This window comes from Paraburkholderia sp. A1BS-2L (genome assembly GCF_051125205.1).
GTDB lineage: Bacteria > Pseudomonadota > Gammaproteobacteria > Burkholderiales > Burkholderiaceae > Paraburkholderia.
Genome location: NZ_CP120428.1, coordinates 485,948 through 498,178 on the forward strand (window position 1 = coordinate 485,948; position 12,231 = coordinate 498,178).

11 protein-coding genes are annotated in these 12,231 nt (G+C 66.8%); 4 read left to right on the plus strand and 7 right to left on the minus strand.

Going from position 1 to position 12,231, the window contains the following annotated elements; all coding sequences use genetic code 11:
* Positions 1–27 precede the first annotated feature (27 nt).
* The 4 genes from P5W98_RS02195 to P5W98_RS02210 form a co-directional block, all read right to left on the minus strand.
* Entirely contained in the window at positions 28–261 is a 234-nt protein-coding gene (locus tag P5W98_RS02195) for a Fis family transcriptional regulator (RefSeq protein WP_065065118.1), read from the minus strand.
* Complete coding sequence (dusB, locus tag P5W98_RS02200; protein ID WP_434661640.1) at positions 258–1,331, minus strand: tRNA dihydrouridine synthase DusB; 1,074 nt, start codon at positions 1,329–1,331, stop codon at positions 258–260. Before dusB ends, P5W98_RS02195 begins: the two co-directional genes overlap by 4 nt.
* A 227-nt stretch (positions 1,332–1,558) precedes the next feature.
* Positions 1,559–2,857 carry a UbiH/UbiF/VisC/COQ6 family ubiquinone biosynthesis hydroxylase gene (locus tag P5W98_RS02205; RefSeq protein WP_421073885.1) on the minus strand — a complete coding sequence of 433 codons (1,299 nt, stop codon included), beginning with the start codon at positions 2,855–2,857 and terminating at the stop codon, positions 1,559–1,561.
* Positions 2,858–2,943: 86 nt separating this feature from the next.
* Positions 2,944–4,422 (minus strand): aminopeptidase P N-terminal domain-containing protein, encoded by a 1,479-nt coding sequence (locus P5W98_RS02210; RefSeq protein WP_421073487.1) that lies wholly within the window; start codon positions 4,420–4,422, stop codon positions 2,944–2,946.
* Positions 4,423–4,621: 199 nt separating this feature from the next.
* On the opposite strand from P5W98_RS02210, the gene P5W98_RS02215 reads away from it, so the two are divergent.
* The gene (locus tag P5W98_RS02215) at positions 4,622–5,233 is read left to right on the plus strand and encodes a glutathione S-transferase (protein WP_421023040.1); all 612 of its coding nucleotides are present in this window, start codon (positions 4,622–4,624) and stop codon (positions 5,231–5,233) included.
* A gap of 72 nt (positions 5,234–5,305) precedes the next feature.
* Here P5W98_RS02215 and P5W98_RS02220 read toward each other — a convergent pair whose 3' ends face one another.
* The 3 genes from P5W98_RS02220 to P5W98_RS02230 all read right to left on the minus strand — a co-directional run bounded on the left by P5W98_RS02220 (position 5,306) and on the right by P5W98_RS02230 (position 8,905).
* Entirely contained in the window at positions 5,306–6,913 is a 1,608-nt protein-coding gene (locus tag P5W98_RS02220) for an FMN-binding glutamate synthase family protein (RefSeq protein ID WP_421023041.1), read from the minus strand.
* A gap of 243 nt (positions 6,914–7,156) precedes the next feature.
* Positions 7,157–8,377: a tRNA 2-thiouridine(34) synthase MnmA gene (gene mnmA / locus P5W98_RS02225; RefSeq protein WP_434718188.1), complete on the minus strand. Its 1,221-nt coding sequence runs from the start codon at positions 8,375–8,377 to the stop codon at positions 7,157–7,159.
* A 24-nt stretch (positions 8,378–8,401) separates the two neighbouring features.
* A complete protein-coding gene (locus P5W98_RS02230) occupies positions 8,402–8,905 on the minus strand; it encodes an NUDIX hydrolase (RefSeq protein WP_421023043.1) in 504 nt (167 codons plus the stop codon).
* A gap of 309 nt (positions 8,906–9,214) precedes the next feature.
* Here P5W98_RS02230 and P5W98_RS02235 point away from each other — a divergent pair, with 309 nt between their 5' ends.
* The 3 genes from P5W98_RS02235 to P5W98_RS02245 are packed head-to-tail and all read left to right on the plus strand — an operon-like array spanning position 9,215 to position 12,159.
* Positions 9,215–10,366: a Re/Si-specific NAD(P)(+) transhydrogenase subunit alpha gene (locus tag P5W98_RS02235; protein WP_421023044.1), complete on the plus strand. Its 1,152-nt coding sequence runs from the start codon at positions 9,215–9,217 to the stop codon at positions 10,364–10,366.
* A gap of 12 nt (positions 10,367–10,378) precedes the next feature.
* Positions 10,379–10,705, plus strand: coding sequence for an NAD(P) transhydrogenase subunit alpha (locus P5W98_RS02240; protein ID WP_413186317.1), 327 nt, complete (start codon positions 10,379–10,381; stop codon positions 10,703–10,705).
* Positions 10,705–12,159 (plus strand): NAD(P)(+) transhydrogenase (Re/Si-specific) subunit beta, encoded by a 1,455-nt coding sequence (locus P5W98_RS02245; RefSeq protein WP_421042672.1) that lies wholly within the window; start codon positions 10,705–10,707, stop codon positions 12,157–12,159. Before P5W98_RS02240 ends, P5W98_RS02245 begins: the two co-directional genes overlap by 1 nt.
* The last annotated feature ends 72 nt before the right edge of the window (positions 12,160–12,231 follow it).

Consider the following 12,231-nt stretch of genomic DNA (forward strand, 5'->3'; position numbering starts at 1 on the left):
TACCGCCCTGATGAGCGGCGACGGCCGTTACAGCAGGCCGTGCTGCTGAAGCTTCTTGCGCAGCGTGTTGCGGTTGATGCCGAGATACTCGGCGGCCAGCGACTGATTGCCGCCTGCCTGCTCGAGCACCACCTCGAGCATCGGTTTTTCGACGCACGCCATCACCATTTCGTAGACGTCGTGCGGGTTGCTGCCGTCGAGATCCTGAAAGTACATGCCCAGGCTCTCGCGGACGGATTGTTCGATATTGTGCTTGCTCATGCTGCCAGTCGATCGGTGGGTTCGCGCTCGCCGCTTGCGCCATCGGCGCCGGTTTCGTCGTCGACGTAGACGAGGCGCTCGGAAACGGCCTTTTGCTCGTCGAAGAACTGGTTGACGGCGGCGAGTTGGTCGCGCGTGGTGTCCAGCGTGTTCATGCGATGCCGGAAGGTATTGGCGCCGCAAAGGCCGCGAGTGTACCAGCCGATATGCTTGCGCGCAGTACGCACACCCGTAAATTCGCCATAAAACGCGTAGTGGTCTTCGAGGTGCTCGTTCATGATCGCCTGGATCTCGTTCACGCGCGGGGGCGGCAGCAGCTCGCCGGTCGACAGAAAGTGCTCGATCTCGCGAAAGAGCCACGGGCGGCCCTGCGCCGCGCGGCCGATCATGATGGCGTCGGCGCCCGTGAAGGCGAGCACGTCACGCGCCTTCTGCGGCTTCGTGATGTCGCCGTTGGCGACCACCGGAATGCGCGCGGCGGCCTTCACCGCCGCAATCGTTTCGTACTCCGCTTCGCCGTGATAGAGGTCGGCGCGCGTGCGCCCGTGCATGGTGAGCATGGAGATGCCGCTGTCTTCCGCAATGCGCGCGATGGTGAGCGCATTGCGGTGCTCGCGGTCCCAGCCCGTGCGGATCTTGAGCGTGACGGGCACGGCGTCGGGGCCGACGCCCACGGCGTCCACCACGGCCTTCACGATGCGCGCGACGAGCGGCTCGTTTTGCAGCAGCGCGGAGCCGGCCGCCACGTTGCAGACCTTCTTGGCCGGACAGCCCATGTTGATGTCGATGATCTGCGCGCCGTTTGCGACGTTATAGCGCGCCGCTTCGGCCATCATCTCCGGGTCCGCGCCGGCGATCTGCACGGCGATGGGCTCGACCTCGCCCGCGTGATTGGCGCGGCGCATGGTCTTCTCGCTCTTCCAGAGCTGCGCGTTGGACGCGACCATCTCCGAGACCGCATAGCCCGCGCCCAGCCGCTTGCACAGCTGACGGAACGGCCGGTCCGTCACGCCCGCCATGGGGGCGACGAACAGGTTGTTGCGCAGGGTGTGTCGGCCAATTGTGAACATGATGCACGGACGAAAGCGGCAGCGCGCCCGGCTGGCTTCGATGGACGTCGAAGGCATCGGCGCGGCGGCGGCTCGAAAAGGGGAAACGCATATTTTAGCGTTAACGAGATGGGCGGTCTCGGCTTGTGGACCCTGGTGTTGTTCTGGCAGACGGGCCAAGGCTCGGGCGCAACGCCTTGATATGAAACGCGATTCGACCCTTTCAGAGTGAGCGCCGATTCGTCCTGTTAATTCCGCTGCCCGAACATCATCTGCCGCGCGAGCGCCGTCTTCATCGGCGGCGCGAGCTCGAGCGCCGTGAGCGCGAGGCCGCGCAGCGCCGCGAGCGGCGCGAAGTCGATGGTGAACAGGCGCGCGAGCATGTCCGTCGCGCCGATCGTCATGCGGCGGTCGAACGCGCGGCGGCCCGCGAAGTCGGCGAGCGCATGCGGGGTCGCGCCGTGTTGCGCAAGGGCGTCGGCGAGCGCGTGGGCATCGCGCAGGCCGAGATTCAGGCCCTGGCCGGCCACCGGATGCAGCGTTTGCGCCGCGTTGCCCACGGCCGCGATGCGGTTGTTGCCGCTCACCAGCGTGTCGAGCGCGTTCAGGCCGAGTGGGAACGCCGCGCGGCCATGGATCTGCGTGAAGCGCCCCAGCCGCGTGCCGAAGGCGGCGCCGAGCGCGGCGAGGAAATCGGCGTCGGAAAGCTGGGCACGGCGCTCGGCCTCGACCGGCGACGAGCACCACACGAGCGCGTAGTCCGCGCCGCGCACGCCGCCGATCGGCAATAGCGCGATCGGGCCTTCGTTCGTGAAGCGCTCCCAAGCCACATGCGGCTGCGGCGAAGAAACCGTCACCACGCCGACCAGCGCGGTCTGGCCGTAGTCGCGGGTGCGCTTGCGCGTGTCCGTGTCCGTGGCGGTGGCGGAGCCGGCCTCGCCCGAAGCATCGGCGGTTTCGCCTTGTTCGTCGTTACGGTCCGTGCCGGTGCGCGGCGGCTGGTGCGCGGTTTGCGCCCGATAGAGCCCGCCTTCCGCGTTCACGAGAATGCGCGCGCGCAGCGTGCGCATGACGCCCGCGCTTTGCACGGGCAGCGTCACGCCGTCGTGTTCGACGACCGGTTCGTGCGCGTGCGTGTGGTGCAGCCAGTGCACGCGCGTGCCGCGCACCGCCTGCGCGAGCGACTGCACGATCGCGCCGTAGCGCGCGACATAGCCAAGCGCGGGCAGGTCGTAGTCGTGCCGGTCGATCAGCGTGCGGCCGAAGTGGCCGCGCTGCGAGACGTGGATGCGCTCGATCGGCGTTGCGTCCTGCGGCCACGCGAGCGCCTGCAGCAGCGTGCGGCTGCCCTGCGAGACCGCGATGGCGCGCGGGTCGCCGGCGCTGTCGTCGGGTTCGCGCGCGTCGATCAACGCGACCGAGAGGGCCGCCGTCGCGCTGCGCCGCGCGAGCCAGCCGGCGAGCGCGAGCCCGACCGGACCCGCGCCGACGATGATCACGTCATATTCGTTGGGCGCGTGCGTGGCTGCGCTTGCGGTCCCGCTCATCATCCCGCTCGTGGCCCCGCCTGCCGGGGTGTTCGCTGCATTCATGTCGCTGCGTTCGCTTCAGATCGTTGGCTTTTTAAGTGCGCTCACGCGCCGCGTCGCGCGTCCTGCATCAGCGCCTCGATTTCGTCGGCGGCCACGGGCACGTCGCGCGTGATCAGCTCGCAGCCGGCGGCGGTCACGATGGCGTCGTCCTCGATGCGGATGCCGATGTCCCAGTAGCGCTCGGGCACGTCTTCGGCGGCGCGCACGTAGAGGCCGGGCTCGATCGTGAGCGTCATGCCGGGCCGCAGCGTGCGCCAGGGCGGCGCGGCGGCGGCAGGGGCATTGGCATTGGTATTGGCAGAGGCGGCATTTGCGTCGCGTTCGCCGCGCTCACGATAGTCGCCCGCGTCGTGCACATCCATGCCGAGCCAGTGCCCGGTGCGATGCATATAGAAGCGCGCGTAGGCGCGCGCGGCGATCACGTCGTCGACGCTGGCACAGCGCTGCTTGTCCACGATGCCCGTGTCGAGCAGCCCTTGCGCGAGCACGCGCACGGCGGCCTCGTGCGGCGCCTCGAAGTTCACGCCCGCGCGCGTGGCGTCGATGGCGGCCTGCTGAGCCGCGAGCACGATCTCGTAGAGCTCGCGCTGGGCGCTCGTGTAGCGCCCGCTCGCGGGAAAGGTGCGCGTGATGTCCGAGGCGTAGCCGTTCAGCTCGCAGGCGGCGTCGATCAGGATCAGGTCCCCTTCGCGCACCACCGCGTTGCCGGCCGGGTAGTGGAGCACGCAGGCGTTCGCGCCCGTCGCGACGATCGAGCCGTAGGCGGGCGCCTGCGCGCCGTGCTTGCGGAACGTGTAGAGCAGCTCGGCTTCGAGCTCGTATTCGCGCATGCCGGCGCGGCACGCCTGCATGGCGCGCACGTGCGCGAGCGCCGAAATTTTCGCGGCGCGGCGCATGGTGTCGAGCTCGTGTGCGTCCTTGACGATGCGCATGTCGTCGAGCAGCGGCACGAGGTCGTACGCGGCAGCCGGCGCGGCAACGCCGCTGCGCGACTGCGCGCGCACGGCGTCGATCCAGCGCTTGACCTGCGCGTCGAAGCGCTCCGAGGCCGCCAGCGCGTAATGGAGCGCCGGGCGATCGGCGATCAGGCGCGGCACCTGGGTGTCGATATCGTCGACGGCAAACGCGGCGTCGAAGCCGAATGCCTCGCGCGCGCCGTCGGGCCCGAAGCGAAAGCCTTCCCACGTCTCGCGCTCGACGTTCTTCGCGCGGCAGAACAGGATCGTGGCGGGCTGGTTCTCGCCCGCGCTCGCGTCGAGCACGAGCAGCGCCTCGGGCTCGGTGAAGCCGGTGAGGTAATAGAAGTAGCTGTCGTGCCGATACGGATATTCGGTGTCGCGGTTGCGCAGCGCCTCGGGCGCGGTGGGCACCAGCGCCACGCCGCCGCCTTTGGCGCGCAGCGCGGCGAGCACGCGTTCGCGGCGCGCGCGGTACAGCGCGGCGCCGCCATCGGGGCCGCGCGGCGCATCGGCTGCGGCGCGCGAGGCGGCCGAGGCGCTTTCCGTGAGGGTCGTGTCCATCTTGCGATTGTAGCGCCTGCGTAGTTGCGCCTGCGCAGTGGCTTCTGTGCAGCACGCGCGTCGCCGGGGACCGCTCGCGTGCGTTGTTGCATCGAGCCGACAACGCTGATCGGAGAAATCTGCTGCTAGCGAAGGCGACCCGTCAGAATCAGGGCATTCCAACGTATACTTTCGCCGGATTCCAGAAAAGGCAGGTGTGATGAAACTTATCGGTTCGCTCGGCAGCCCGTACGTCCGCAAGGCGCGGATCATGCTCGCCGAAAAGAAAATCGACTACAAGCTGGTGCTTGAAAACGTGTGGGGCGCCGACACGGCAATTCACGATTTCAACCCGCTCGGCAAGGTGCCGTGTCTCGTGATGGAGGACGGCGAAGCCGTGTTCGATTCGCGCGTGATCTGCGAGTACGTCGACATGCTCTCGCCGGTCGGCAAGCTGATTCCGCAGGGCGGGCGCGAGCGCGTGGAGGTGCGGTGCTGGGAGGCGCTCGCCGACGGCATGCTCGACGCCGCCGTGCTGATCCGCCTGGAAGGCACGCAGCGCGAGCCCGAGCAGCGCAGCGAGGCATGGGTCGCGCGCCAGCAGCGCAAGATTCGCGAGGGCTTGAACGCGATGGCCAAGGGTCTTGCGGGCAATGCGTGGTGCGCGGGCAACCGCTACACGCTCGCCGACATCGCGGTGGGCTGCGCGCTCGGCTATCTCGACTTCCGCATGCCGGAGCTCGACTGGCGCGAGCCGCATCCGAATCTCGCCCGGCATTTCGACAAGCTCATGCAGCGGCCGTCGTTCGCCGATACCGTGCCGCAGGCGTAAAACACGTCAAACACCTCGTTACGCAGGACGCGCGCACGCCGCCATGACGTTGCGCGCGCAACCATCTGGGCGTCAGCCCATCTTGTCGATATCCGGCACGAACGAATCGCTGCGCGCGACCGGCCACCACTTCTCGTACAGCTGATAGCGGTAACGCCCTTCGATGAGGTCGCCAGGCTTCAGGTACTTGAGCAGTTCCGACATCAGCTTGACTTCATACGACGAAACACGGCGCACGATGTGATGCGCGCGCAGATCGGCGGGGCTCTCGAGTCCCGCGGCCTGGAGGATTTCCTGCAGCGCGTGCAGCGTGTTGCGATGGAAATAGTAGACGCGCTCGCCCTTGTCCGGCACGTTCAGTGCGCGCTGGCGCGCCGGGTCCTGGGTCGCGACGCCGGTGGGGCAGCGGTCCGAATGGCACTTCTGCGCCTGGATGCAGCCCACCGCGAACATGAAGCCGCGCGCCGAGTTGACCCAGTCCGCGCCGATCGCGAGCGTCTTGGCGATATCGAATGCGGTGATGATCTTGCCGCTTGCACCAATCTTGATTTTGTCGCGCAGGCCGATGCCCACGAGCGTGTTGTGCACGAGCAGCAGGCCCTCCTGCAGCGGCGTGCCGATGTGATCGGTGAACTCGATGGGCGCGGCGCCCGTGCCGCCTTCGGCGCCGTCCACGACGATGAAGTCGGGCAAGATGCCGGTTTCGAGCATGGCCTTGGCGATGCCGAAGAACTCCCACGGGTGGCCGATGCACAGCTTGAAGCCGGTGGGCTTGCCGCCCGAGAGCTTGCGCAGGCGCTCGACGAATTCGAGCAGGCCGCGCGGCGTGGAGAACTCCGAATGGCGCGCGGGCGAGACGCAATCCTGGCCGATCGGAATGCCGCGCGTCTCGGCAATCTCGGGCGTGACCTTGGCGGCCAGCAGCATGCCGCCGTGGCCCGGCTTCGCGCCCTGCGAGAGCTTCACCTCGATCATCTTCACCTGCGGCTCCTGGGCGAGGCGCTGGAATTTTTCGGCGCTGAAGGTGCCGTCGTCGTTGCGGCAGCCGAAGTAGCCCGAGGCGACTTCCCAGATGATGTCGCCGCCGTTCTCGCGGTGGTATTTCGACATCGAGCCTTCGCCGGTGTCGTGCGCGAAGCCGCCTTTCTTCGCGCCCAGGTTGAGCGCGCGGATGGCGTTGGCGGATAGCGCGCCGAAGCTCATCGCCGAGATGTTGAAAATCGACATCGAATACGGCTGCGCGCGCTGCGCGCCCACCAGCACGCGGAAGTCGCTGCCCGCGAGTTTGGTCGGCGCGAGCGAATGGCTGATCCACTCGTGGCCTACGGCCTTCACGTCGAGCTCGGTGCCGTACGGGCGGCTGTCGACGACGTTCTTCGAGCGCTGGTAGACCACGCTGCGCTGCACGAGCGAGAAGGGTTTTTCGTCGGTGTCGTCTTCGACGAAGTACTGGCGGATTTCGGGACGCACGAACTCGAACAGAAAGCGCAGATGACCCCAGAGCGGATAGTTGCGCAGGATGGCGTGGCGCTGCTGGGTCATGTCCCAGATGCCGAGCGCGACGATGAGCGCCGGCACGACGGCGCACAGCCACGACAGATGATGGAGCGCCGCTGCAAGCACGCAGGCTGCCAGCAGCAGCACCGCGCACCACATGGCAAGGTAACGTCGGGAAAACATGGGTGGGGACTCCTCGATCTTTTGATTCGCTGCGCGAGGCGGGTTGCGGCCGCGCGCGCCGGCCGCGCCCGGGTGAGGCGCGACGGTGCCCGAATGATGCCGCAAGTTGGTGAATCTGGCCGGCAGGAAGACAAAAAGCCGGCGTGAAACCGAAGGGGCCGATCGTACGATCGTAAGGAGGGAAAAACGCGCGGCGCCGGGTGCGCCGCGCGAGTGCGCTCGTGTCAGGCCTTAAGCCAGAAATTAAGCCAAATCTCGCGCGGCCGAGGCAGCGAACTGTGCCGATTTCTTGCGCGGCGTGCGCTTTTTCTTCGGCGCGACGGGGGGCGGCATGGCGGGCACATGGGGCTCCAGCGTCGTCACGGCTTCGATGATGCCGCCGCCGAGGCACACGTCGCCGTCGTAGAGCACCGCCGACTGGCCCGGTGTCACGGCCCATTGCGCGCTTGGGAAGTGCAGCGCGAACTGGCCTTCGCCGCTTTCCCCATCTACGCACGCGGCCTTGAACGTGCAGGGCGCGTCGGCCTGGCGGTAACGCGTTTTCGCGCCGCATGCATGGCCGTCGGCGGGCGGCTCGCCCGCGACCCAGCTCACATTGCCCGCGCGCAGCTCGTGCGCGAGCAGCCACGGATGATCGTGGCCCTGCACGACGTAGAGCGTATTGGCGGCCATGTCCTTGCCCGCCACGAACCACGGGTCGCCGCTGCCGTCCTTGCTGCCGCCCAGGCCAATGCCCTTGCGCTGCCCGAACGTATAGAACGCGAGGCCGATATGCTCGCCCACGACCTTGCCTTCGGGCGTCATCATCGGGCCGGGCTTCGTGGGCAGATAGCGGTTCAGGAAATCGCGGAACGGCCGCTCGCCAATGAAGCAGATGCCAGTCGAATCCTTTTTCTTCGCGTTCGGCAAGCCGATCTGTTCGGCGATCTCGCGCACCTTCGTCTTGGCAATTTCGCCCAGAGGGAACATCGTCTTCGAAAGCTGCGCCTGGTTCAGGCGATGCAGGAAGTACGACTGATCTTTCGTGTGATCGAGCGCCTTCAGCAGTTCGAAGCGTCCGTTGCGTTCGTTCTGACGCACGCGCGCGTAATGGCCCGTGGCGATGGTTTGCGCGCCCAGTGACATCGCGTGATCGAGGAAGGCCTTGAACTTGATCTCGGCGTTGCAGAGCACGTCGGGGTTCGGCGTGCGGCCCGCCGAGTATTCGCGCAGGAACTCCGCAAACACGCGGTCCTTGTACTCGGCGGCGAAGTTGACCGCCTCGACGTCGATGCCGATCAGGTCCGCGACCGACACCACGTCGATCCAGTCCTGGCGCGTCGAGCAGTACTCGCCGTCGTCGTCGTCTTCCCAGTTCTTCATGAAGAGACCGACGACGTCGAACCCCTGCTCCTTGAGCAGCCATGCGGTAACCGACGAATCGACGCCGCCCGACATGCCTACCACGACCTTACGTTTGCTCATTTGTCTGCTGCCTTGTTGCTGCTTTCAATCCCGGGGTTTCACTTTCGGACCTGCCTTCGGCCCGACCGCGTGGGTATGCACGAAATCGAGCGGCACGCGCTTGCCCGCGAGGTAATCGTCGACGCATTGCATGACGAGCGGCGTGCGGTGGCGCGCGCTCGCGGCGCGCAGCTCATCGGCGCTCATCCACAGCGCGCGGACGATGTCCGGATCGAGCGCGCGCGGCTGCGGCTCGCTCGCGACGCTGCCGCAGTAAGTGAAGCGCAGATATGTCGTGCCGCTTTCACCGGGCTTGCCGAAATGTGTCATGTACATGCCGACCAGTGCCTCGGGCGCGAACGCATAAGCGGTTTCTTCGAGCGTTTCGCGCACGACCGCCTCGTGGAGCGTCTCGCCGGCTTCCAGATGCCCGGCGGGCTGATTCAGGCGCAAGCCGGCCGGCGTGTGCTCCTCGACGAGCAGAAAGCGCCCGTCGCGCTCGACGATTGACGCCACGGTGACGTGGGGTGCCCAGGTTTCATCATTCATGGGCCGCTATTTTACCGGCACCCGCCCAAGACTGCCGGGGGCCGGATCGCGCGCCCGGTCCCGCTATCCAGTGCGCATGGGGACACGAAGGCGCCCTATGCGGGGTATCGTCGACCGTCCGGTCGGACATCTAAAAGTGTTGTGTGCAGTGCACAAAAACGCGCAATTTCGGCTTCAGTCGCGCTCGCGGTTTCGGTTAAAGTGGTGCGGCAGTTTGCCGTTGCAATAGAAAGCCGGCGGGCCTCGCCGGCTTCACTCCGCTCGATTAGAGCCAGATTAGAAAGAAAGCAGGTCGAGGAGGAAACAGCGATGCATATCGGAGTGCCCGCAGAGACGCGGGCGAACGAAACCCGCGTGGCCGCGACGCCGGAGACAGTCAAGAAGTACGTCGCGCAGGGTCACACGGTCACTATTCAGGCAGGCGCCGGCGTTGGCGCGAGCTTTCCCGACGAGGCCTACACGGCCGCGGGCGCGCAGATCGCCGACGCGGCCGCCGCCTTCGGCGCCGAGCTCGTGCTCAAGGTCCAGTCGCCCTCGGTCAGCGAGCTCGCGTTCATGAAGCGCGGTGCGGTGCTGGTCGGCATGCTCGATCCCTTCAATGCGGAAAATGCCCAGAAGCTCGCCGAAGCGGGCGTGACGGCGTTCGCGCTCGAAGCCGCGCCGCGCACCACGCGCGCGCAGAGTCTCGACGTGCTGTCCTCGCAGGCCAACATTGCCGGCTACAAGGCGGTGCTCGTGGCGTCCAATCTTTATCCGCGCTTCATGCCGATGCTCATGACGGCGGCCGGCACGGTGAAGGCCGCGCGCGTGCTGATCCTCGGCGCGGGCGTGGCGGGCTTGCAGGCGATCGCCACCGCGAAGCGTCTGGGCGCCGTGATCGAGGCTTCGGACGTGCGTCCGGCGGTGAAAGAGCAGATCGAGTCGCTGGGCGCGAAATTCATCGACGTGCCCTACGAAACCGATGAGGAGCGCGAAGCGGCGCAGGGCGTGGGCGGCTACGCGCGCCCGATGCCGCCCTCGTGGCTCGCGCGCCAGTCGGCGCTGGTGCACGAGCGCGCGAAGCAGGCCGATATCGTCATCTCGACCGCGCTGATCCCGGGCCGCGACGCGCCCACGCTGCTGCCCGCCGACACCGTGCAGGCGATGAAGCCGGGCTCGGTCGTGATCGACCTCGCGGCCGGGCGCGGCCCCGTCGCCGATCCGGCCACCGGCCGGCGCGGCGGCAACTGTCCGCTCACCGAAGCAGACAAGGTGGTCACGCACCACGGCGTGCAGATCTGCGGCTACACGAATCTCGCGTCGATGGTGGCCGCCGATGCCTCGTCGCTCTACGCGCGCAACCTGCTCGACTTCCTGAAGCTGATCGTCACGAAGGAAGGCGCGCTCAATATCGATCTCGCGGACGACATCGTCGCGGCCACGCTGCTGGCCCGCGACGGCACCGTCACGCGCAAGACCTGAGGAGACCCGGCAATGGAACTGATCAACCATACCGTCATCAACCTGATCATCTTCGTGCTGGCCGTGTATGTGGGCTATCACGTCGTGTGGAACGTCACGCCCGCGCTGCATACGCCGCTCATGGCCGTTACCAACGCGATCTCGGCCATCGTGATCGTGGGCGCGATGCTGGCGACCGGCCTCACGGTGGGTGGCGCGGGCAAGTTCTTCGGCACCTTCGCCGTGCTGCTCGCAGCGGTGAACGTGTTCGGCGGCTTCCTCGTCACGCGGCGCATGCTCGAAATGTTCCGCAAGAAGGAGCCGAAGAAGGCCGCGTCCGGCAGCAAGGAGGGCGCATGATGAGCATGAACGTCGTTACGCTGCTCTATCTGGTGGCGTCGGTCTGCTTTATCCAGGCGCTCAAGGGTCTCTCGAACCCGCGCACCGCGCGCGCCGGCAACATGTTCGGCATGGTTGGCATGGCCATCGCCATTCTCACCACGGTTGCGCTGATTGCGAAGCAGTCGGCCCAGTTCGGCTCGAACCTCGGGCTCGGCCTCGGGCTGCTGTTCGGGGCACTGGTGGTGGGCGGCGGCCTGGGGGCATTCGTGGCCGCGCGCGTCGAGATGACCAAGATGCCGGAGCTCGTTGCCGCCATGCACTCGCTGATCGGTCTCGCGGCGGTGTGCATCGCGTATGCGGTGGTCTCGGAGCCGGCCGCGTTCGGGCTCGTGGCCGAGGACGCGCCGTATCCGGGCTTCCTGCCTTACGGCAACCGCATCGAACTGTTCATCGGCACCTTCGTGGGCGCGATCACGTTCTCGGGTTCGGTGATCGCCTTCGGCAAGCTCTCGGGCAAGTACAAGTTCCGCCTGTTCCAGGGCGCCCCGGTCGTTTATCCGGGGCAGCACCTGATCAACCTGATGCTCGCGCTGGGCATGATCGGCTTCGGCATTCTGTTCTTCCTCACGCAGTCGTGGCTGCCGTTCATCATCATGACGGCGATCGCGTTCGCGCTCGGTGTGCTCATCATCATCCCGATCGGCGGGGCGGACATGCCCGTCGTGGTGTCGATGCTGAACTCGTACTCGGGCTGGGCGGCGGCGGGTATCGGCTTCTCGCTGAACAACGCGATGCTGATCATCGCGGGCTCGCTGGTGGGCTCGTCGGGCGCGATTCTCTCGTACATCATGTGCCACGCGATGAACCGTTCGTTCTTCAACGTGCTGCTGGGCGGCTTTGGCGCCGAGGCGGGTGGGGCGTCGTCGGCCGGCGCGCAGGAGCAGCGTCCGGTGAAGTCGGGTTCGGCCGACGACGCCGCGTTCATGCTGGGCAATGCCGAGAGCGTCGTGATCGTGCCGGGCTACGGGCTGGCGGTCGCGCGCGCGCAGCATGCCTTGAAGGAGCTCACGGACAAGCTGGTGGAGAAGGGCGTGGACGTGCGCTACGCCATTCACCCCGTGGCGGGCCGCATGCCGGGCCACATGAACGTGCTGCTCGCGGAAGCGGAAGTGCCCTACGACATGGTGTTCGAGATGGAGGACATCAACAACGAGTTCGGCCAGACCGACGTGGTGCTGGTGCTGGGCGCGAACGACGTGGTGAATCCGGCGGCGAAGAACGATCCGAAGTCGCCGATCGCGGGCATGCCGATCATCGAGGCCTACAAGGCGCGCACGATCATCGTGAACAAGCGCTCGATGGCGGCGGGCTATGCCGGTCTCGACAACGAACTGTTCTACATGGACAAGACCATGATGGTGTTCGGCGACGCGAAGAAGGTGATCGAGGAGATGGTGAAGGCGGTGGAATAAGCGCCATCGCCGAAGTTTCCTGGCTACACAAAGCGCGCAGCGATGCGCGCTTTTTTTACGCCTGTATCAGAC